Source organism: Paenibacillus sp. An7, assembly GCF_009870785.1.
In the GTDB taxonomy this organism is placed as follows: domain Bacteria; phylum Bacillota; class Bacilli; order Paenibacillales; family Paenibacillaceae; genus Paenibacillus.
In genome coordinates, this window is the sequence record NZ_WTWX01000004.1 from 111,191 (window position 1) to 131,941 (window position 20,751).

General features: G+C 41.1%; 22 protein-coding genes. 12 read left to right on the plus strand and 10 right to left on the minus strand.

The features are described 5' to 3' along the window. Positions 1-10 precede the first annotated feature (10 nt). The gene (locus GQY27_RS07340) at positions 11-1,822 is read left to right on the plus strand and encodes an ABC transporter ATP-binding protein (RefSeq protein WP_160032903.1); all 1,812 of its coding nucleotides are present in this window, start codon (positions 11-13) and stop codon (positions 1,820-1,822) included. Positions 1,823-1,864: 42 nt separating this feature from the next. On the opposite strand, the gene cysC is transcribed toward GQY27_RS07340, so the two are convergent. Continuing rightward, complete coding sequence (gene cysC / locus GQY27_RS07345) at positions 1,865-2,407, minus strand: adenylyl-sulfate kinase (protein WP_236570524.1); 543 nt, start codon at positions 2,405-2,407, stop codon at positions 1,865-1,867. A 148-nt stretch (positions 2,408-2,555) separates the two neighbouring features. Here cysC and GQY27_RS07350 point away from each other — a divergent pair, with 148 nt between their 5' ends. Both GQY27_RS07350 and pdaA read left to right on the plus strand, forming a co-directional pair. Next, positions 2,556-2,972, plus strand: a complete 417-nt coding sequence (locus GQY27_RS07350; RefSeq protein ID WP_160032904.1) for a hypothetical protein — start codon at positions 2,556-2,558, stop codon at positions 2,970-2,972. A 135-nt stretch (positions 2,973-3,107) separates the two neighbouring features. Continuing rightward, positions 3,108-3,848 carry a delta-lactam-biosynthetic de-N-acetylase gene (gene pdaA, locus GQY27_RS07355; RefSeq protein ID WP_442950891.1) on the plus strand — a complete coding sequence of 247 codons (741 nt, stop codon included), beginning with the start codon at positions 3,108-3,110 and terminating at the stop codon, positions 3,846-3,848. Positions 3,849-3,935: 87 nt separating this feature from the next. On the opposite strand, the gene GQY27_RS07360 is transcribed toward pdaA, so the two are convergent. Both GQY27_RS07360 and GQY27_RS07365 read right to left on the minus strand, forming a co-directional pair. After that, on the minus strand, positions 3,936-4,784 hold the full coding sequence (locus GQY27_RS07360; RefSeq protein WP_160032905.1) for a DegV family protein: 849 nt from the start codon (positions 4,782-4,784) through the stop codon (positions 3,936-3,938). A 93-nt stretch (positions 4,785-4,877) separates the two neighbouring features. After that, positions 4,878-5,306 (minus strand): hypothetical protein, encoded by a 429-nt coding sequence (locus tag GQY27_RS07365; protein WP_160032906.1) that lies wholly within the window; start codon positions 5,304-5,306, stop codon positions 4,878-4,880. Positions 5,307-5,495: 189 nt separating this feature from the next. Here GQY27_RS07365 and GQY27_RS07370 point away from each other — a divergent pair, with 189 nt between their 5' ends. Then, positions 5,496-5,870, plus strand: coding sequence for a DUF423 domain-containing protein (locus GQY27_RS07370; protein ID WP_160032907.1), 375 nt, complete (start codon positions 5,496-5,498; stop codon positions 5,868-5,870). Positions 5,871-5,911: 41 nt separating this feature from the next. Here the strand turns inward: GQY27_RS07370 and GQY27_RS07375 are convergent, their stop codons facing one another. Continuing rightward, positions 5,912-6,403: a hypothetical protein gene (locus tag GQY27_RS07375; protein WP_160032908.1), complete on the minus strand. Its 492-nt coding sequence runs from the start codon at positions 6,401-6,403 to the stop codon at positions 5,912-5,914. A 264-nt stretch (positions 6,404-6,667) separates the two neighbouring features. Here GQY27_RS07375 and GQY27_RS07380 point away from each other — a divergent pair, with 264 nt between their 5' ends. Further along, positions 6,668-6,970: a YunC family protein gene (locus GQY27_RS07380; protein WP_160032909.1), complete on the plus strand. Its 303-nt coding sequence runs from the start codon at positions 6,668-6,670 to the stop codon at positions 6,968-6,970. A 127-nt stretch (positions 6,971-7,097) separates the two neighbouring features. Here the strand turns inward: GQY27_RS07380 and mtnA are convergent, their stop codons facing one another. Together mtnA and mtnK are read right to left on the minus strand one after the other, a co-directional pair. Further along, a complete protein-coding gene (mtnA, locus tag GQY27_RS07385; RefSeq protein ID WP_160032910.1) occupies positions 7,098-8,207 on the minus strand; it encodes an S-methyl-5-thioribose-1-phosphate isomerase in 1,110 nt (369 codons plus the stop codon). After that, positions 8,204-9,427 (minus strand): S-methyl-5-thioribose kinase, encoded by a 1,224-nt coding sequence (gene mtnK / locus GQY27_RS07390; RefSeq protein WP_160032911.1) that lies wholly within the window; start codon positions 9,425-9,427, stop codon positions 8,204-8,206. The genes mtnA and mtnK overlap by 4 nt, the downstream gene beginning before the upstream one ends. Before the next feature lie 298 nt (positions 9,428-9,725). Here mtnK and GQY27_RS07395 point away from each other — a divergent pair, with 298 nt between their 5' ends. The 6 genes from GQY27_RS07395 (at position 9,726) to sufB (ending at position 15,743) form a co-directional block, all read left to right on the plus strand. Then, a complete protein-coding gene (locus tag GQY27_RS07395; protein WP_160032912.1) occupies positions 9,726-10,190 on the plus strand; it encodes a Dps family protein in 465 nt (154 codons plus the stop codon). Between the two features lie 383 nt (positions 10,191-10,573). After that, positions 10,574-11,356, plus strand: coding sequence for a Fe-S cluster assembly ATPase SufC (gene sufC / locus GQY27_RS07400; RefSeq protein WP_160032913.1), 783 nt, complete (start codon positions 10,574-10,576; stop codon positions 11,354-11,356). Between the two features lie 26 nt (positions 11,357-11,382). Beyond that, entirely contained in the window at positions 11,383-12,684 is a 1,302-nt protein-coding gene (sufD, locus tag GQY27_RS07405; protein ID WP_160032914.1) for a Fe-S cluster assembly protein SufD, read from the plus strand. Further along, positions 12,681-13,904 (plus strand): cysteine desulfurase, encoded by a 1,224-nt coding sequence (locus tag GQY27_RS07410; RefSeq protein ID WP_160032915.1) that lies wholly within the window; start codon positions 12,681-12,683, stop codon positions 13,902-13,904. The genes sufD and GQY27_RS07410 overlap by 4 nt, the downstream gene beginning before the upstream one ends. Further along, positions 13,894-14,325, plus strand: coding sequence for a Fe-S cluster assembly sulfur transfer protein SufU (gene sufU / locus GQY27_RS07415; RefSeq protein WP_160032916.1), 432 nt, complete (start codon positions 13,894-13,896; stop codon positions 14,323-14,325). The genes GQY27_RS07410 and sufU overlap by 11 nt, the downstream gene beginning before the upstream one ends. 20 nt (positions 14,326-14,345) lie before the next feature. Beyond that, the gene (sufB, locus tag GQY27_RS07420; RefSeq protein ID WP_160032917.1) at positions 14,346-15,743 is read left to right on the plus strand and encodes a Fe-S cluster assembly protein SufB; all 1,398 of its coding nucleotides are present in this window, start codon (positions 14,346-14,348) and stop codon (positions 15,741-15,743) included. A gap of 220 nt (positions 15,744-15,963) precedes the next feature. Here the strand turns inward: sufB and GQY27_RS07425 are convergent, their stop codons facing one another. The 4 genes from GQY27_RS07425 to moaD form a co-directional block, all read right to left on the minus strand. Next, entirely contained in the window at positions 15,964-16,596 is a 633-nt protein-coding gene (locus GQY27_RS07425; RefSeq protein WP_160032918.1) for a DUF1648 domain-containing protein, read from the minus strand. A gap of 48 nt (positions 16,597-16,644) precedes the next feature. After that, entirely contained in the window at positions 16,645-16,902 is a 258-nt protein-coding gene (locus GQY27_RS07430; protein WP_160032919.1) for an autorepressor SdpR family transcription factor, read from the minus strand. A 355-nt stretch (positions 16,903-17,257) separates the two neighbouring features. After that, the gene (locus tag GQY27_RS07435) at positions 17,258-18,313 is read right to left on the minus strand and encodes an HD-GYP domain-containing protein (RefSeq protein ID WP_160032920.1); all 1,056 of its coding nucleotides are present in this window, start codon (positions 18,311-18,313) and stop codon (positions 17,258-17,260) included. 85 nt (positions 18,314-18,398) lie between these two features. Then, entirely contained in the window at positions 18,399-19,130 is a 732-nt protein-coding gene (gene moaD / locus GQY27_RS07440; protein ID WP_160032921.1) for a molybdopterin converting factor subunit 1, read from the minus strand. 132 nt (positions 19,131-19,262) lie between these two features. On the opposite strand from moaD, the gene GQY27_RS07445 reads away from it, so the two are divergent. Beyond that, positions 19,263-20,711: a bifunctional metallophosphatase/5'-nucleotidase gene (locus GQY27_RS07445; RefSeq protein ID WP_160032922.1), complete on the plus strand. Its 1,449-nt coding sequence runs from the start codon at positions 19,263-19,265 to the stop codon at positions 20,709-20,711. Positions 20,712-20,751 lie beyond the last annotated feature (40 nt).

Consider the following 20,751-nt stretch of genomic DNA (forward strand, 5'->3'; position numbering starts at 1 on the left):
GAGATAGAATATGAAAGAATTAAAGCTCTACATGAAGAAACTCTACGCCATTACGGGCGGTAAACTGGTTGTAAACATTATCTGTATGGTTTTAATCAGCATTCTAGAGGGAGCAGGTATTTACATGCTCATCCCGATGCTCGCTGCTATTGGTATTGTTGACACTGGTTTTGGTGGATCAATACCACTAGAATGGTTACAGTCTATAATTCAGCATATACCCGCAGACTCTAAGCTTGCAGTGGTTTTGTTTATGTTTATCAGCATTGTAGCTTTTCAAGCATTTTTACAACGAAACCAGACGATACTCAGTTCGCAAATTCAACAGCATTTTGTACATACGCTTCGTTATGAAACCTATCAGCTTCTACTTCATTCGAAGTGGGAGCTATTTATGAGTAAGCGTAAATCCGATTTTAGTCATATCTTAACCTCAGAACTCGCGCGTGTTAGTCAGGGCACAACGCTTCTTTTACGGCTGACTTCAGCCTCCATTTTTACCTTAATTCAAATTGCTTTTGCTTTTTGGTTGTCTCCACTGCTAACGTTAATGGTGCTTGGTAGTGCTACTGTACTTTTCTTTCTTCTTCGGCCTTTTGTGCATAAAGCAAAAAGACTTGGAGATCACACTTCGGATTTGTCACAGCAGTATATGACAGAAATTGTAGAACATTTCAATGGGATGAAAGATATAAAAAGCAATGGTCTTGAAGAACAGCATATTCAGGGATTTCGGGGACTGTGTTTACGAATGGAAAAAAACATGGTTGATTTCATTAAACTTAATTCGGCTACCCAGCTCATTTATCAGATTAGTGCGGTCGTTATTATTGCCTTATTTGTATACTCTTCTTTGCATTTGTTTGCGTCTCAAGGAGAGTCAATGCTACTATTGATCGTCATTTTCTCAAGGTTATGGCCGAGATTTTCAATGATACAAACAAGTATCGAATATATTGTATCAATGATTCCTGCCTTTCGAAGCCTGATGCAGTTGCAGGGCGAATGCGAACTAGCGAAAGAAAGCAATGATTTGCACTTTGTAAACCAATCACTTCAATCTGATGTAATGCCGATCCTTCTAAATCAAGGTATTCGGTATGAACAGCTCTCTTATCGTTATCCTGGGCAAAAAAAGGATGCCCTTCACGGAATTAATGCTTTTATCCCTATTAATGGAATGACCGCTGTGGTAGGACGATCAGGAGCAGGGAAAAGTACGTTCATTGATCTTCTAATGGGACTTATAGAGCCGACAGCAGGACGAATTATGCTTGATCAGCTTCCTCTGCAACAAGAACAGCGGGTGCACTGGAGGCAGTCTCTCAGTTATGTTTCACAAGATCCTTTTTTATTCCACTCGAGTATACGTGATAATCTGCTCCTAGTTAGGCCTCATGCCACAGAAGAAGAGTTATGGGAATCGTTAGAGTTTGCAGCTGCTGGGTTTGTTAAAAAGCTGCCACAAGGGCTAGATACAGTGATTGGAGACCGCGGATTACGTTTATCTGGGGGAGAACGGCAGCGGATTGTACTGGCAAGAGCAATCTTACGAAATCCTTCTATTCTGGTTTTGGATGAGGCTACAAGCGCCCTGGATAGCCAAAACGAATTGCAAATTCAGGAGGCTTTGGACAGACTGAAAGGATCAATGACGATTATAGTAATCGCTCATCGGTTATCGACCATTCGTAACGCAGATCAAGTGATTGTTCTTGAGGATGGCAAGGTTATGCAGCAAGGAGAGTATGAGGGACTTGCAAGCGACGAGGAAGGCGTATTCGGACAGTTGTTATCCTACCAGACGAGGGTGTCTTTATAAATCAAACGATCACCCTTCGTTAGTAGATTGAAATTTTAGTTCTTATAACTTGTCCAATTCTTGCATTAATTTAGCAATGGAATTTTTAATATCCAGAAGCTCGGTATCAATAATGATATCGGGCTTATTTGGTATTTCATAAGGTGCCGAAACACCTGTAAAATGGAGGATTTCTCCTTTTCTTGCCTTGAGGTATAGGCCTTTTGGGTCTCTTGCTTCACATACCTCAAGTGAACAATTTACATAAACCTCAACAAATTGCCCGGGTCCAAACATTCTTTTTACCATTTGGCGATCTTCTTCATGAGGAGAGATAAGCGCAGCAATTACGAAAAGACCTGCGTCGAGAAAAAGTTTGGAAACCTCGCCTATGCGGCGTAAATTTTCTTTGCGGTCTGTCGGGCTAAAACCAAGATCTTGATTAAGTCCTTTTCGTACCTGATCTCCATCAAGAATATAACACGGATAACCTTGCTCCATTAACACTTCCTTCAGGTGAGTGGCAAGTGTAGTTTTACCTGAGCCCGATAAGCCGGTAAGCCAGATCACTTTTGGAGTGAAAGATGATTTTTTTATTGATTTCAACTCTATAATCCTCCTAAAATAAAATGACGGAACGTAACACAAACTTCATTTATTTTTAATTATATCATGAAGAAAAAGGATCATCCGATTTAAATGTTTCATTTCGGGGTAAACATGATCAGTTAAGAAAAATATAGGAGGCACCACCATGAAAGAGAAAAAGCAGCCATTACATATAGATGTACAGTTTAAATGCCCAACGTGTACTCAAGAAGTAAAAGTACATTTTGTAGAAGAACAGGTGGTCACCGTACGTTGCGAGAGTTGCCGACAAGGATATACACTAATGAGACCAACGATTGGTCAGGAAATACTGTTAGATTGGGAACAAGAGGCATTGTTCCATAAAATGCGTGCCGAAAAAAAAGAACAGGATAACACAGAGATGATGGCACTACTGATCAAAATTGTGGAATTGCTGACATGGAAGGACGAAGGTCGCGGTCAAATACAGGCCATTGAAGCAGCACGAAGCTGGTTATCTCATACCGATAAATCGAATGTTGTTCATGAACTTCTACATATCATTTCCGAACAAGAATGGAAGAAGGGGTACCGAATTTAACAGTATAACCTGTAAGTTTGACATAAAAAACGGGATTCTTGCTCATATTATCTTAAGTAACATAACTGTGTAGATGATAGGAGCGGATTCATGATGAAAAAGTGGTTTATGGTCAGCGTTATGATCATCTTGATCATGACTAGTGCTGGTGTCCACTATATACAGGCTTCCCCTGTGAAAGATGCGTATCACTTTGGTTTCAAAAAAAGTAAAGATGGTGGGCTTGCATCCATCAATGAGGAAGGCTTCAAAGGAATTCTCGAAAAAAATGAAGCGATATTTCTTGGGGATACCTCACAAAAAGAGTTGTATCTAACGTTTGATAATGGTTATGAAAACGGGTATACACCTGCGATACTAGATGTGCTTAAGGCTAAGAAAGTACCAGCGGCATTTTTTGTTACAGGACATTATTTGAAAGATCAGCCTGATCTGGTCAAAAGAATGAGTCAGGAAGGCCACATTGTAGGGAATCACTCTTGGAGTCATCCTGATCTGAGCGTAACACCCGATACCAAGATTAAAGAAGAACTAGATAAAGTCAAACAGGAAGTGTTTGCTTTAACGGGCAAAGAAATCCCTTATCTTCGTCCGCCACGCGGGATTTTCAGCGAACGTTCTCTTACTGTCAGTAAGAAGGAAGGTTATATTAATGTGTTCTGGTCTATTGCTTATAAAGACTGGGATACAAAGGTACAGCATGGTGCTCAGTATGCCTACGATCAAGTGATGAAACAGCTACATCCAGGTGCAGTGATTTTACTTCATTCGGTGTCTAAGGATAACACAGAGGCCTTAGGGCAGATTATTGATGCAGCAAGAGCACAGGGTTATACATTCAAAAGCTTGGATGAACTCAAAACAAAAACATATTAATGTTAATTCCGTATTTCTTCAAGCTATCGTATGGTACAACAAAGAAGAAGACCGTTCCTATATGGGAACGGTCTTCTTCTTGTTGTACTAAGCTCTCACATAAACGAGTCCAATCGTTTTAGGTCCACAATGACTTGAAACAACACAACCTGCTGTAGCCATTTCAATATGTTTTGCTTTGGTCTTTTCGTGTAAAGTCTTCTGAATGGAAAGTGCATCTTCTTCGCACATGGAATGAACAACGATAATGGTATCATTATCCATTACTTCGACATTGCTCAGTGCATTATTCATCATTTGGTCAATGGCTTTTTCGCGTTTGCCTCTAACTTTATATGCGGGCGTCATCTTTCCGTCAGTCACCTTGATTACAGGCCTGATTTTGAGAAGACTACCGATTAGATTTTGCATTCCTGAACAGCGGCCGCCCATGTACAGATAATCAAGTGTATCAATGACAAACTCGATTTCTACTTTTGGTCTCATCTCAGTCAGTAGATCTACAATCTCAGTGATGGTTTTTCCTTGTTCCGCAGCTTGAACTGCTTTCATCACCATTACGCCAATTCCGGAAGATAAATTAAGTGAATCAAACACGGTAACGTTACCGTCAGGAAATTCGCCTGAAGCGATGAGTGCATTTTGATAAGTAGAAGAAAGCTCAGATGAAAGGCTAATAAATAAAACCTGATAGCCCTGATCTATGTAAGGACCAAAAGAAGCCATAAAATCAGCAGGAGAAGGTGCTGCCGTTTTTGGAAGGCGACCTTCACGATCTACCCTTGCATACAGCTGTTCGGGGCTAATTTCAACACCATCTTTTAACGATTCATCGCCAAACACGGCATAAAGTGGAACAATACCAACCTCATGTTGCTGGACCCAAGTCTCAGGTAAATCACTGGTGCTGTCCGCAAAAATTTTAATTCGCGACATCTTAATCCCCTTTTTAGAAAAAATTCATTTATAACATACAGTTCTATTATAATGCATATAGACATTTGTAGCAAAATGATATCTCATTTCCTCTTAAATAAAACTTAGACTAGAAAAACCGATGATCATAAGTAAGATGATTCCATGAATAACCATTCCAATAATAGGAAAAATTTTCTTTTGATTTTTCAGGGTTAGGCCAATAATCGCCAGAATCATACCAATTAGATTAAGGAATAATCCAACAAGGATCAGAACGCCGATAATGATTACATAAATGCTCTCAAGCATTGCTTCAGGAGAATTGCTCTGTAAAATATCTTTGGCTGCAGCCGGTGCTAAGGCAAGAATCGTAATGTAGGTGACAAGAGATAGGATTCCCAGTACAAGAGAAGCGATTCCAGGACCTGAGTGTTTCAGCGGAGTTACTGGCGGCTGAAATGTTCCATAAGGATTAATCACTTCTGTTACCTCTTCTTGTTTCGTGGTATCCCTTTCATGAACCTGCTCGAATTTATCCATCCGTATACTCCTTATTTTCTGTTTTACCATTTAATGTTTCATAAATCTTTCGAAAAAGCAAGAGAAAGGAGAACGTGAGTACCGATCTGAATGTTGCAGTTTAGTGACAAACCTCACTTTAGATAGCATAGGGGAAACCAGTTGAGGTAAGATAATAGAAAGACAACAGGAACAAGGAGTGAAATGGAAGTGGCAAAAAAATGGATAGGCATCGGTTCAATTCTAGTCATGCTTTCTGTTATGATTGGTGCATTTGGTGCACATATGTTAGAACCTATCATTGGTGAGGACAAGATTTCAGTATATGAAACAGGTGTTCAGTATCACATGATCCATGCACTCGGCATCATTGTAATTGGAGTTATTGCAAAAGTTTTCGGTGAATCTAAGTTACTTGCCTGGTCAGCTAGGCTATTATTTATTGGTATTATATTATTCTCTGGAAGTTTATATGTGCTAAGTATAAGTGGTATTGGTCCATTAGGAGCTATAACTCCTTTTGGCGGTGTTAGTTTTATTGCTGGCTGGGTCTGCCTAGCCGTTACCGCTTTGAAGAAAGTATAAAAGAAACGGCTTCTCTCTATTGTTGAGAGAAGCCGTTTCTTTTATACGTATTTTTCGATTTCGGAAGTATGAATAGAGTACACCTGTTTCTCATCAACGTGATAAATGCTTACTAACTTGGTTCCTTGATCATAATTTAATATACGACAAGGGATGCTTTTTTGTTGGCCCTTGTTGTCACTAATATGGATTCGAATGAGTCTGCCTGCTTGCATTGCAGAATTGATCCATTCGTCAGAAGGACACGTGGAAGCAGGTGTAGAATACGGTTGAGTTGCTGCATAGGATTGCGGTTTGTCTGCCATACTGACCGCTCTAGGATCCGCTGAAGGGTACTCGTGTAAAGCTTCTTTGATTCTTGTACCCAGCTCAATGCCGGACTGTATGCGAAAGTCACTGATTCCTTCCGGTTCATTAAGAATTTCAAGCAAAGCTTGCAAGGCAAGGGCATTGGTGCGGCTGTGAATCATGATATCTACATTAAATAAAAAGGCTTGTTCATGATTTATGTTTGATGATATGGACTTGTTCATGTTTTTATTTTACCCCACGCTGCAGATTTCTGTTACATTTTTTGGATATGTATTTTTTAACTATATCATTAAAATGCAAGGATGAATAGTACAATAGACGTATAAAATTTCAAAAGAACGAATAGTAAGAGATCAAATTCGGGAGTTTCATAGGTTGTAGGACATGTTTTATCAATAAATGGGTGCTCCGCTACTGTCCACACCATTTATAAGACCTAGGAATATGATGTCGAGACGTAAAAGCGAAGGGGGTGTTTTACGCAAATGGTAACATTAGAACCGGTTCAAGTTGGAGAATATACCCTTACTGCCGTGGAAGTGAAGTTACCTAAAACGACACTCATTACGGTTTCGACATCAAAAGGATATATTATGTGCGGTGCGCTCGATGTAGGATTACTTAATGAGCGTTTGGGGCAGCGGCAGATTATTGCAGCTAGAGCAGTAGGGGTGAAAACCATTGCGGAACTGCTGGCAGCACCAATGGAATCTGTAACACATGAAGCCGAAAAATTAGGGATCGTACCTGGTATGACCGGAGTAGAAGCCTTGATTAGAATGATATGAGTAAAGCAGCTGAATTCTTAGCTCTTCAAAAACAAAGCAGCCCCTTCTGAACGGGGGCTGCTTAACAAATAAATCAGATGAAATCATACTCGTTAACGGAGTAATCCATTTAATAACTACAATAACGTTACGAAATTGGTACAGAGTATAAAGCTTTTAAATTTTGATCAAAAGGAGCGCGGATGATTCCTTTTTCCGTAATAATAGCTGTTACATACTCGTTTGGTGTCACATCAAATGCGGGATTAAATACTTTGATTCCTTGGGGTGCAGTTCGCTTGCCAAATCCTTCTGTCACTTCTTCCGGTGCACGTTCCTCGATCGGAATATGTGCGCCTGTCGGTGTATTCAGGTCAATGGTTGACATCGGGCAAGCTACATAAAAAGGAATCCCATGTGCTTTAGCGAGTACAGCAACACTATAAGTTCCAATCTTATTTGCCACATCCCCATTAGCGGCTACACGGTCGGTACCTACAATAACCGCTTGAATCCAGCCCTTAGACATTACCATCCCAGCCATGTTATCAGTAATAAGCGTTACATCAATACCTGCTTGCTGCAGTTCAAATGCCGTTAAACGAGCACCTTGGAGAACGGGACGGGTCTCATCTGCGAAAATTTTGAGATGAATTCCTTGTTCTTTAGCAAGATACATAGGAGCCGTAGCGGTACCATATTTAGCTGTAGCTAGTCCTCCTGCGTTACAGTGAGTCAGTACTCCCATTCCGTCTTGGAATAAAGGCAAGGCATGCTCACCAATCCGTCTGCATACTTCTTCATCCTCTGCGCGGATCGCAATGGCTTCTTGTGCTAGACGTTCATTTAATGCAGAAATAGAGAGGGAATTCGGGTCCTTGCTAAGTTGTACAGCGGCTGCATACATACGGTCCAGTGCCCAAAATAGATTTACTGCGGTAGGTCTTGAAGTCGCGAGATAATCGCATACTTTCTTCACTTTATCAAGCCACCCAGCAACATCCTCATTCTGATACTGGCCTGCACCAAGCACCACGCCAAAAGCTGCTGCGATACCGATTGCCGGAGCACCCCGCACTTTCATGGAATGAATGGAATCCCATATCTCTTCCGGTGTATAGAGGTCAAGCATAACAATGGATTCAGGCAGCAGTCTCTGATCGAGAAGTTCAAGTCGATCTCCTCTCCAGTTTAGTGAAATTAATGGATTAAACTCTGTATTGGTGGTATTCGTGGTATTTGTGCTGAAATTGCTCATCGTTGTCCTACCTTTCCTTTGCTGGCGTCTGTAACGAGATTCATCAAGTCTGTAATGGATGTAATCCGGCGGTGATTTTTCACCAGGTTTTTGCCAATGGAGAGTGCTGTTCGTTCAGCTTGTTCTCGAATTGTTTCATTGCTAATGGTATCGATATCCGCTACATGCGCGAGTCCGACAATGCGGCGAATCATTTTGCTTCCAGCGAATCCAGCGCTGTCTTGAAGGAGTTTAGCTATATAGAACTCTTGATAGCCATTGGTACGAGCCATATAGTCCTGAACATCTTGATCCCAAAGTTCGCAGAAATGGTGTTCAAACTCGGTCCATACATTCTGAACCATTAGAAGCAGTTCTTCTGCACGTGCGGTGGCGGCGGCTTCGTCTATAATCCATCCTGGTATAGATACATAGTGCAGAAGCAAATTTGCAAGAACGGCACCGATATCAAATCCCATAGGTCCATAATAAGCGAATTCCGGGTCGATTACTTTTGTAGATTCTGATGTAACAAAAATACTGCCTGTATGAAGATCCCCGTGAAGCAGGGCTTGCGCCTCAGTAAGAAACTTTTCTCGTAAAATGGAAATTTCCAAATGCAACTCTCTATCCGTACGAAGCGCCTCTGCTTCATCCTCAATAGAAGGAGAATAATTGTTTCGTTCAGATAAGCGATAAGGCTCTTCAAAAATAAGGTCTTCTGTAATTTTACATTGGTCTGGGTTTACGAATTTCTTAACTTTTTCTTTCTTAAGAGATTGATCCATCGCTAGATCTGACGTATAAAAAAGTGTCCGAGCCATAAATTCTCCGATATGTTTGGAAAACAGAGGATAGTGGTTTCCTTCAATCAATCCTTTTCTCATGATGACATGATCACTGAGATCTTCCATGATGGTTAGAGCAAGTTCATCATCATAATAATATACTTCCGGAACAGATCCAGGGCAGATTCTATACTCTTCCTGTAGTACCTCACGTTCAATTCTTGCGCGGTCTAGCGATAGGGGCCATGATTCACCAACAATTTTGGCATAAGGCAAAGCCTGTTTAACGATCACACTGTTGCGGGAATTCGTATCTGTAATATGAAAGACGAGATTCAGATTACCATCACCAATTTCCTGGCAGGCTAGTTTACTGTTTGCATCAAATAGATCCGGTACTTTCTGAGACAATTGCATTGCTTCATCAAGAGTTAAAGGATGATATGAAGACAAGGTAGGCACCTCCGTTAAAGTATATGATAAAGAATAAAACCAACTTCTTTACTTGGTATATCAGTATATCGGATTACTCTTCAATTTTATAGCGTTTTTTTGGAACAATTATCCGATTAGAGAAACTATTTATATTAGAAGTCAGTTGAGAGATTTGTTTCATTAACTAGGCGAAAGGGTAAATTTAAAATAGCAGCGAAGAGAAGAAAAGCAGCATCTGATCTTCACCAAATAGAAGGATTTCTGATCTACATAAAGATTGGAAAGTTACATTAAATTAAAAAAGGATGGGATATCAATGGCTAAATCAACCAATAAAACACAGACTAAAACAGGGGTAGAACAAATTCTAAACCGTCAGGTTGCGAACCTGAATGTGATGTATGTGAAAATCCATAACTATCACTGGTATGTTACGGGTCCAAACTTCTTCTCACTTCATGTGAAATTTGAAGAATTGTATAATGCAGTTACTCTCCAAATGGATGAAATTGCGGAACGTCTCCTTACTATTAAAGGTAGCCCTGCCGCAACAATGAAAGAATATCTTGAGCTTGCTTCCATTCAAGAAGCAGCTGGCGGTGAAGATACTAAAACAATGGTGCAAAATATTATTGAAGACTTTGCTACCTTGTCCGAAGAGTATGCTGAGGGTATTGAAGCAGCAGACGAAGCAGGTGATCAGCCTACAGCAGACATGCTTACTGGATTCCAAGCTGATCTTGAGAAACATATGTGGATGCTTCGTTCCTATCTTGCTTAATTATAAAGGAAAAATAAAGAGTCCAAAAAGGCTGACCTTATAAGGTCAGCCTTTTTGGTTAACGATGAAGGAATTATAATGAAATTGTGAAAAAAACGAATCTCATTTGATTCGGTACCCTATTTCATATAGACTCATATGTATCAGTGGTTACAGTGTAGTGTTGCTGTCAAGTTGTGGAGAGTTTTAGGGGGAGAAGGGGATTTTCTTTCTGCAGTCTGTAAACTTTTTAACATAAATGACTTGAGAATCATTGAGAATCAGTTTAGAATTATTATAAAGTGATGCTTTGTAAAGCGAAACTGGAAATCAAGGGGCGACCCTATTTAGATAAACAATATGATTTCGACTATGAAATTATTTTATTGGAGGTTAAGGCACATATGGCTACAAATTTCGTCATTGAAGGACTTAAAGCAGAAATAGAAGGTAAGGAAATTCTGAAAGGAATTAACCTTAGCATGAAAGGTGGAGAAATCCACGCAATTATGGGTCCTAACGGTACAGGTAAAAGTACTTTAGCTTCCGCACTCATGGGCCACCCGAAATATGAAGTTACTGGCGGCTCGGTAACATTGAACGGTGAAGATGTACTAGAAATGGAAGTTGATGAGCGTGCTCGTGCAGGTATGTTCCTGGCTATGCAGTATCCAAGTGAAATTGCCGGTGTAACAAACTCCGACTTCTTGCGTAGTGCAATTAATGCACGTCGTGAAGAGGGAAGCGAAATCTCTCTTATCAAATTCATCCGTCAAATGGAAGGTAAAATGAAAGAACTTGAGATGAATCCTGAGTTTGCTCATCGTTACCTGAATGAGGGCTTCTCCGGCGGTGAGAAAAAACGTAACGAAATTTTGCAAATGATGCTGCTTGATCCATCACTTGTTATTCTTGATGAAATTGACTCCGGTCTTGATATCGATGCACTTCGCATTGTAGCAAATGGTGTAAATGCAATGAAGAGCGAAGATCGCGGATTCCTCATCATCACTCACTACCAACGTTTGCTTAACTACATCAAACCTGATTTTGTTCACGTTATGATGCAAGGTCGTATCGTAAAATCCGGCGGTCCTGAACTTGCTGAACGTTTGGAAGCAGAAGGTTATGACTGGGTTAAAGAAGAACTTGGTATTGAAGATGAAACTGTAGGACAAGAAGCGTAAAGATTAACGGAGGAGGACAAAAGTAAATGACAACACAAACCATTCTTCCGGTTGATTCCGTAGCGCTTCGTGCGTTATCCGAAAGCAAAAATGAGCCGGCTTGGCTCGCAGAACAGCGCCAAGCAGCGCTTGAACTTGCTGGGAGCCTTGAGCTTCCGAAACTGGAAAAAACAAAAATCGAACGTTGGAATATTTCAGCATACGGTCAATATAAAGCAGCTAACGCAATCTCTTTGGAAGAAGCTCCTGAAACCATTCACTCTTTGATCAGAGAAGAAGAAGACGGAACTTTGCTGATTCAGCGTAATTCCGGTGTTGTGTATAGTAATCTTTCCAAGGAGCTCGCAGATCAAGGTGTTATCTTCATGGACCTAGAAACAGCAGTCCGTGAACATGAAGATCTTGTTAAAAAACACCTTCATACAGCAGTAAAATCAGATGAACACCAGCTTGCTGCGCTTCATTCTGCAATCTGGAACGGAGGAGTATTCCTCTATGTTCCTCGTAATGTGGTTCTCGACAAACCGGTTCAGGCAATTTTGTTGTCTGATGATGGTACTGCAGCATTTGCACCACATATTCTGATTATTGCCGATACGAACAGCGAAGTAACCTATGTAGATAACTATGTATCTGGACAACTGGGTGCAGAAGTATCTCATATTGGGGTAGCCGAAGTATTTGTAAAAGCAGGTGCAAAAGTTCGCTTTGCAACGGTTCACCAGTTTGGTGACCAAGTGACGGATGTATCCTTCCGCCGCGCCGTTGTAGAGAATGATGGTTCCATTGAGTGGATCGTGGGAGAGATGAACATTGGCAATACGGCAAGTGATACGCTTTCTGTGCTAAAAGGCAATGGTTCAACATCCGATCAAAAAACAATTGCTGTAGGTGCTGGTTCTCAAAAACTGAATTACACCACACAAGCGAAACACTTTGGTAAGAGCTCTTCAAGTCAGATGATTACTCGCGCGGTTATGAGAGAAGAAGCAACAGCAATTATCAATGGTATTACCAAAATTGAAAAGGGTGCAACCAAAGCAGATGGTCAGCAGACAGAACGTGTTCTTATGCTTAGCCCGAAAGCACGTGGAGATGCGAACCCAATTCTCCTCATTGATGAAGATGATGTTACAGCGGGCCACGCTGCCTCTGTAGGTCAAGTGAACGCAGAACAAATTTTCTATTTAATGTCACGCGGTATTTCCCGTACGGATGCGGAAAGATTGATCATTTACGGATTTTTAGCTCCTGTTATTTCTGATATTCCAATGAAAGAATTGCAAGTTCAACTGCAGTCTCTCGTTGAAAGGAAATTAGGACAATGAACGCCGAAGAGATTCGGAAACAATTTCCCATCTTAGGTCAAGAGATCAATGGGCATCCGTTGGTATATTTAGATAGTGCAGCGACTTCTCAGAAGCCGATTGCTGTTATAGAAGCCGTAAAACATTATTATGAGTGGGAGAACTCTAACGTGCACCGCGGAGTTCATACACTGGGCAGCCGTGCCACAGATGCGTATGAAGGTGCCCGTCAAAAAGTAGCCAAATTCATCAATGCAAGACGTACACAAGAGATCATATTCACAAGAGGTACAACAACAGCATTAAATCTTGTTGCTTCCTCATATGGTCCTTCTGTACTTTCTGAAGGTGATGAAATTGTCATTACTCCTATGGAACACCATAGTAATCTCATACCTTGGCAGCAACTTGCTTTACGAACAGGTGCTGTTCTAAAATATATTCCGCTTCAGCCAGATGGCAGTGTGTCATTGGCTGATGCGGAATCAACCATTACGCCAAAAACCAAAATCGTATCTATGGCATATGTATCTAATGTCCTTGGTGTAATCAACCCTGTGAAAGAGATCGCTGAGATTGCTCATCGTCATGGCGCTGTTATGGTCATCGATGGGGCTCAGAGTACTCCGCACATGAAAGTTGATGTTCAGGATTTAGACTGTGATTTCTATGCTTTGTCTGGACACAAGATGTGTGGCCCGACCGGTATCGGTGCACTTTATGGCAAGAAGGCGCTGCTTGAGTCCATGGAGCCGGTCGAATTTGGCGGCGAAATGATTGATGATGTTGGATTATACGAATCCACATGGAAAGAACTCCCTTGGAAATTCGAAGGAGGAACTCCGATTATCGCTGGCGCAGTAGGTCTCGGTGCGGCTATTGATTTCCTTGAGGAAATTGGCATGGACGAGATTGCAAGACATGAGAGTGTTTTAGCGAATTATGCTATGGATCGGTTATCTGAGATTGAAGGAATCACCATTTACGGTCCTAAGAAACGTCACGTTGGACTGGCGACGTTTAATCTAGAGGGTGTTCATCCTCATGATGTAGCGACCGTACTTGATGCAAGCGGGGTAGCGATCCGTGCAGGGCACCACTGCTGTCAGCCGCTTATGCGGTGGCTTGAAGTAGGTTCCACTGCACGAGCTAGTTTTTATCTATATAATACTGAGCAAGACGTTGACCGTCTTGTCAGCGCCTTAATCCAGACAAAGGAGTATTTTAGTGATGCAACTTGACGATCTGTATCGGCGCGTAATTATGGACCACTATAAAAATCCGCGGAATCGGGGTACTTTTGCTGATGACGCAGTCACAGTAAATTTAAACAATCCGACTTGCGGTGACCGGATTTCATTGCAGCTAAAAGTTAAAGACGGGATTGTCGAGGATGCAAAGTATTCAGGAGATGGCTGTTCGATCAGTATGTCTTCTGCTTCCATGATGACAGAGGCTGTTAAAGGCAAATCGATGGAAGAAGCTTTGAACTTGGCAGAACGTTTCTCCTCCTTGATGCAAGGAGAGGAACAAGAATTTGACGAATACGAAGATATTGAAGCCCTATCCGGTGTAAATAAATTCCCGGCGCGTATCAAGTGTGCAACCCTTGCATGGAATGCACTGCGTAAAGGGATTGATGAGGATCACAAATCACAATAACGATAGGGAGGTAGACCCCGATGGCTAAAAAAGCTCCAGAAATGGAAGAATATAAATATGGTTTTCGTGACGAACACCAATCCATTTTTAAAACGGGTAAAGGTCTGACTGAAGAAGTAGTAAGAGAAATTTCCCGTATTAAAGAAGAACCAGAATGGATGCTTGAGTTCCGTCTGAAGTCTCTGAAACAATTTTACAAAATGGATATGCCAAAATGGGGTGGAGATCTTGATGGTCTCGACTTCGAGGAAATCCAATACTATGTAAGACCTTCTGAGAAACAAGGTAAAACATGGGAAGAAGTACCAACAGAAATTAAAGAAACATTCGATAAATTGGGTATTCCTGAAGCAGAGCAAAAGTTCCTTGCTGGTGTATCTGCTCAGTATGAATCTGAGGTTGTATATCACAACATGCAGAAAGAACTGGAAGATCAAGGTGTAATCTTCATGGACACGGATACTGCACTCAGAGAACATCCAGAAATTTTGAGAGAGTACTTCGCTACGGTTATTCCTCCGGCGGATAACAAGTTTGCTGCACTTAATAGTGCGGTATGGTCAGGCGGAAGCTTTATCTATGTACCAAAAGGCGTAAAATGTGAAGTGCCGCTTCAAGCCTACTTCCGGATTAACTCCGAAAATATGGGTCAATTCGAGCGTACTTTGATCATTGCTGACGAAGATAGTTTCGTTCATTATGTAGAAGGCTGTACAGCTCCTGTATACAGCACAAATTCCCTGCATAGTGCGGTTGTTGAAATCATTGCCAAGAAGAACGCTCGCGTTCGTTATACAACGATCCAAAACTGGGCACCAAACATTTATAATCTGGTTACAAAACGTGCGGTTGCTGAAGAGAATGCAACGATGGAATGGGTCGATGGTAACATTGGTTCCAAACTGACGATGAAATATCCAGCTGTTGTTCTGAAAGGCCGCGGTGCAAAAGGTTCTGTACTTTCCATTGCGGTTGCTGGTAAAGAACAGCATCAGGATGCAGGTGCTAAAATGATTCACCTTGCACCAGATACAACGTCTACAATTGTATCCAAATCCATCAGTAAACATGGTGGTAAAGTAACGTATCGTGGATTGGCATCATTTGGACGTAACGCAGAAGGGGCAAAATCCAATATCAAATGTGATACATTGATTCTAGATAATGAGTCCACTTCGGATACGATTCCTTATAATGAGATCATGAACGACAACATTACGTTGGAACACGAAGCTACAGTATCCAAAGTATCGGAAGAGCAACTGTTCTATCTGATGAGCCGTGGTTTGTCCGAAGCAGAAGCTACGCAAATGATCGTAATGGGCTTCATCGAGCCATTCACCAAAGAACTTCCTATGGAATATGCGGTAGAGATGAACCGTCTCATCAAGTTTGAGATGGAAGGTTCTATCGGTTAATCCAGTCATAGAAGAACTTTAGAGGGTTATGAACTAACGTGCTACATTTGTAGCCGATCAAAAAGCTTTCTCAAATAAAGAAGACGAACTTTTAAAGTTCGTCTTCTTCTTTTTATATCAATTTATTTTTACATCAATTTATTTAAAAATGTTTTCTTACTTCCTTAATATCTTGAGTTTCTAACCCTGCTTTCTCTGTGAGTGTTTATAGATGCAGAGATTACGATATGCTATTGTTTTTATTTGTAAGATAAAAGAGGTAAGACCCGATATAACAAATGACGACACCACTAGCAAATATGCTAATGTTATACCCTAGCATAGAACCACCCATGATATTAAGCACAAAAGTAAGAATTCCAGCCAGAATAAAAACGACAGAAGCCAGTTGGTGTGTTTTTTTCCACACGGTTTCGTTTGATAAGGTCCAGCGATTGGCAAATCCAAAACCGTAGCCACTTCTCGCTCGGTATAGATAATTACCAACAATGATAAAGATGATGCTGACAGTTATATTTCCAAGCATGTAGAAATTAAAATGGTAACCTAATCCGTATAAAATCAGCGCAATTTGGATTCCGAGCAAAATGAATAGTGAAATCTTGTAAATCAATGTGACTTCTAGAAGATTTGCACGATGAACAAGACGTTTAGCATTTTCACGGGTGAGTAGAAGCAGAAGCATGGTACCAGGAACGATGGCCAAGGCCACAAGCTTAGGTGCGGTATTCGTAGGTGTATTATCTGCTCCAAATTGAATAACTAATGTTTCAGGCAAGAATGGGTAAGCAAATAAACCTAGGATCATCGTTATACAGATGAATACGAGTGAAAAGAGATTCTTTTTTACCATATGACTCAAACTCCCCTCATTTAAAAAATAAACACGGTACATTTTGTTTTATTCCTTGTTAAATTTCAGTGCCCAGTACATAATTTCTTGAATCATCGTTGTGTTAAGAGAGTAGTGAATGAACTGTCCTTTTTTCTCTGCGTGAATTAAATCAGCTTGATTTAAAATACTTAAATGATGTGAAATGCTTGGTTTTGTCATATGGAAATGGTCTGCAATTTCTCCTGCGGTCAAGTCTTCTTTTCTCAATAATTCAAGGATCTTCATTCTCGTAGGATCGGATAGAGCTTTAAATGTGTTAAACATGGATTTCACCAACATATCTATATTTAGGTAATTTTCTAAATACAGTATAACAGTTAGTTTAGGGAAATGGAATTGGTTTACAGTTTGTTTGGTTTCTAATTTATCTGAATTCAAAGATAAGAAAAGACCGAGGAAAGATTCCTCAGCCTTTTTGTTATCTTTAGCTGTTTGGTTATAGACAACGCATGCAATAAATTTAAAGGGACATCACATCAGTCATAGATGACTTGATAATTATAGGTAGCTTGACAGTCATAGGCAACTTGATAGACATGGTTAGCTTGGTAGTCATGGTTAGCTTGATGACTATAAATAACTTGATAGGGCTTTATGTATCTGTTCTAGTTCGTTACTGTTAAATATAAATTTCTACAATTGTGATATAACGATGCTTCGCTAGATCAATAAACCCATGAGGGGTTTTTACAAGAGGCCTGAAATAATCATTTGGATTGTTCATTACAATCATGCCAGTATCACCGGTAGTGAGCAGGACTTTTTTACCGATGAAATTCGGCAGCAAGTTTTTGATAAAATTTTGGGTGACTTCTGCATTCAATTGACCAAAGCTAAGGCCGTACAGCTCACATAGGACAGAGATATACTCTTGTTTGGATTGATATACACGAGTGGTAGTCATGGCGCTGTATACGTCTGCTACAGCCGCTATACGCGAATAAGGGTGGATGTCATCCTTGCGCAACCCGTAGGGGTATCCACTTCCATCTTCCCGTTCATGATGCTGAAGTGCAGGCAGAGCAAGGAGTTCATTTCCTGTGGACGCAAGAATAATCTCATGTCCTTGTTTTGCGTGTTTTTTCATAATTCGAAATTCTTCGGTGCTGAGTTTGCCAGGCTTATGCAATAGTTCTTGTGGAACTACTGATTTTCCGATATCGATGAGATATCCTGCTTTAGAGATGTTATAACAGTCCTCTGCTGAATAACCGAGCCAAGAGGCCATATAAAACGTGAGAATGCCTACTTGGACTGAATGGTTATATGTATACTCATCATCCCGGTCTAAAAGCAGGAGCAGTGAGACAACATCCTTCTGCTCGACAAGCTGCTCAGTCATCGGTTGAAGCAGTTCATCAACCTCGTTCATAGCAATGGTTCCAGAGTTCATCGCTTGCTTGAAAATAGTTGCAGTTCCTGCCATCGTTGTATCAAACAGCGGAACCAGCTTCATAAGTGATTCCCCTGGTGACGAAAGGACAACAGGAGCAGGGAAATCGGGCAGCTGTACACTATCCGCAATGTTTACATAATCAATACCGTGTAATTTAAGTCTATTAATATCAGAATCATCAAGGAGAGAGCCTGCTGGCATCAGCTGCACACCGGAATGATTAAATGCATCACTTTCCAGTAACTGACCGGGCTTAAGATCGGTGACATGTAATCTCAAACAAATAAACCACCTTTAAGCATTGAATTTAAAATGATCATAACAAGAAAAAAATGGTATGACAATGACCTGTTAAAGGAAACGGTCATGTTTTGGGATTCCACGGTCCGGTCTGATGGCCCTTCCACTCGGACCCGTCTGCCCATACTTCTTTTTTCCATATAGGCACAATTTCTTTTAGACGTTCAATAGCGTATCTGCTGGCATCATAGCAATCAGCTCGGTGAGGAGAAGAAACTGCGATGACTACACTAACCTCTGCAACTCCTACTTTACCCAGTCGATGAGAGATAGCACACCGCGTTCCAGGCCAGCGTTGGTCTATTTCTTGTCCTATCGTTTGCATCATAGATAAAGCCATAGGAATATAAGCCTCATACTCAAGGAGAATTGTCCGCTGATCGCCTGTCATTTCTCGTGTGGTACCAACAAAGGATAGGGAAGCTCCATGATTAGGAGTGATGACTTTATCGGTTACTTGTTCTACAGACAGCGGAGCGTACCCAATTGTATATAGACCATCTGACGTTGTGTGGATCTCTTCATGTTCAGCGGACCCCGAAGTAGTACCATCTCCACCAGAAACAGGCGGGATGAGGGCGACTTCATCGCCTGAATTCAGCAGTGAATGTGAGGGTGCGTATTCTTGGTTTATGGCAATAATTGCACTTTCGATTAGTCCCGCAGCGTCCGGATACTGATGAATGAGTTCTTCTTTTACTTGCCCAGCTGTTGTAGATTCTGTTAACGTAAGTTCGACTCTGGATTTGCCAATTCTTTCAGCTATTCCAGCAAATAATAAAACGGTTATTTTCATTTTTTCACCTCATTTTTGCTTGGTAAACCCTTTTAATATATCATATCTAACATAGAAATGTTATGCTTATCTATTAGAGGAAACAGGAAATAAGGGCCAGGCTGTATCATTTTTCCGGAGGAGGGAACGAAGATGAACGTTTCACACAAACAAATACTTACCATTCTTCACACGAATGATATCCATAGTCATTTTGAACAAATGGGCTCGCTCGCAGCGATGATTCATGAAGCTAAAGAACAATCTTCATCCGGAGAAGAAGTGCTCGTTCTTGATATAGGAGATCATATGGACCGGATGGCCGTAGAGACAGAGGGCACGATGGGCGGTGCAAATATAGATATCATCAATATGACAGGCTATGATGCGATTACAATCGGAAATAATGAAGGTCTAACGTTTACAGCAGACATTCTTGATCAAGCATATGCAGGAATTTTATGTCCGGTTGTCTGTGGGAACCTCCTATCAAAAAGCACAGGGAAACCTCCCCTATGGATGGAACCCTATCATATCCTAAATAAAGGCGGGATTCGGATTGGACTCCTCGGAGCGACTGCTCCGTTTAACTCTTTTTATGAACTCATTGGGCTTGAAGCACTTGATCCGATGGATACACTCCGAAGTCAGGTTGCCGAGATAAGGGATCAGGTTGATATTGTGATTGTATTGTCTCACTTAGGTATTATGATGGATGAGAGAATAGCCGAAATAATAGAAGGGATTGATGTGATTCTCGGGGGACATACACATCATGTGCTTAAAGAACCGCTGCTCATCAATCATACTGTGGTCTGCGGCGCGGGAAAATACGGTCAGTATTTGGGGAAAGTAACCCTCGAACGTCATCCTGGACAGGAGCGTTTTTCTTTGGTTTCTGGCGGATGTTATCCGGTAAAAGAGATGCTTTTAGATGAAAATGTAACTGCGGCCATTCTTGCTCATCGTGAGCAGGCTGAGATGAAGCTGAGCCGGACCGTAGCGATTACAGACAGAGAACTTCCGATTTCTTGGGATGTGGAATCCCCCTTTGGTAATTTATTAGCTCAAGCAGTAAGACAATTTACAGGGGCAGAACTCTCAATTGTGAATGCAGGTCAACTTTTAGGGGCGCTCCCAGCAGGAAATATTACGGAGGGTATGTTACATTCTTTATGTCCTTCTCCCATAAATGCGTGTACAATTCAGTTAAAAGGGTCAGATTTGCGCAGAGCGCTAGAACAAAGTCTGCTTCCTGAATTTAGAGAGCTGGTATTCAAAGGTTTTGGCTTCCGAGGTTATCAAATGGGAAATTTGTGTCTTGATGGTGCTGAAGTATATTATGATGATTCGCTGCCTCCTTATCATAAGATCACGGAGATTCGTGTTCAGGGAACGGTTCTTAGGGATGAGCAGCTTTATAAAGTAGGGACGCTTGATATGTTTACATTTAATATTGGTTATGAAAGTCTGTCTTTAGGGACCGATTTATCCTATCGATTACCCGAGTTTATTAGAGACTTGCTCGGTATAGAACTGCAAAGACCAGAGTCACTAGAAGAAAGTTCGTCAGCCCGTTGGCATCAAGCCATATCGAGGTAAAGGAACGGTTAGAGAGCATTTTAATGTAGGCAGGAGAGGG

Coding starts and splice junctions, on each gene's coding strand:
- GQY27_RS07340 (WP_160032903.1), top strand. CDS start 11: ATGAAAGAATTAAAGCTCTACATGAAGAAACTCTACGCCATTACGGGC.
- GQY27_RS07350 (WP_160032904.1), top strand. CDS start 2,556: ATGAAAGAGAAAAAGCAGCCATTACATATAGATGTACAGTTTAAATGC.
- pdaA (WP_442950891.1), top strand. CDS start 3,108: ATGACTAGTGCTGGTGTCCACTATATACAGGCTTCCCCTGTGAAAGAT.
- GQY27_RS07360 (WP_160032905.1), bottom strand. CDS start 4,784: ATGTCGCGAATTAAAATTTTTGCGGACAGCACCAGTGATTTACCTGAG.
- GQY27_RS07365 (WP_160032906.1), bottom strand. CDS start 5,306: ATGGATAAATTCGAGCAGGTTCATGAAAGGGATACCACGAAACAAGAA.
- GQY27_RS07375 (WP_160032908.1), bottom strand. CDS start 6,403: ATGAACAAGTCCATATCATCAAACATAAATCATGAACAAGCCTTTTTA.
- GQY27_RS07380 (WP_160032909.1), top strand. CDS start 6,668: ATGGTAACATTAGAACCGGTTCAAGTTGGAGAATATACCCTTACTGCC.
- mtnA (WP_160032910.1), bottom strand. CDS start 8,207: ATGAGCAATTTCAGCACAAATACCACGAATACCACCAATACAGAGTTT.
- GQY27_RS07395 (WP_160032912.1), top strand. CDS start 9,726: ATGGCTAAATCAACCAATAAAACACAGACTAAAACAGGGGTAGAACAA.
- sufC (WP_160032913.1), top strand. CDS start 10,574: ATGGCTACAAATTTCGTCATTGAAGGACTTAAAGCAGAAATAGAAGGT.
- sufD (WP_160032914.1), top strand. CDS start 11,383: ATGACAACACAAACCATTCTTCCGGTTGATTCCGTAGCGCTTCGTGCG.
- GQY27_RS07410 (WP_160032915.1), top strand. CDS start 12,681: ATGAACGCCGAAGAGATTCGGAAACAATTTCCCATCTTAGGTCAAGAG.
- sufU (WP_160032916.1), top strand. CDS start 13,894: ATGCAACTTGACGATCTGTATCGGCGCGTAATTATGGACCACTATAAA.
- sufB (WP_160032917.1), top strand. CDS start 14,346: ATGGCTAAAAAAGCTCCAGAAATGGAAGAATATAAATATGGTTTTCGT.
- GQY27_RS07425 (WP_160032918.1), bottom strand. CDS start 16,596: ATGGTAAAAAAGAATCTCTTTTCACTCGTATTCATCTGTATAACGATG.
- GQY27_RS07430 (WP_160032919.1), bottom strand. CDS start 16,902: ATGTTTAACACATTTAAAGCTCTATCCGATCCTACGAGAATGAAGATC.
- moaD (WP_160032921.1), bottom strand. CDS start 19,130: ATGAAAATAACCGTTTTATTATTTGCTGGAATAGCTGAAAGAATTGGC.
- GQY27_RS07445 (WP_160032922.1), top strand. CDS start 19,263: ATGAACGTTTCACACAAACAAATACTTACCATTCTTCACACGAATGAT.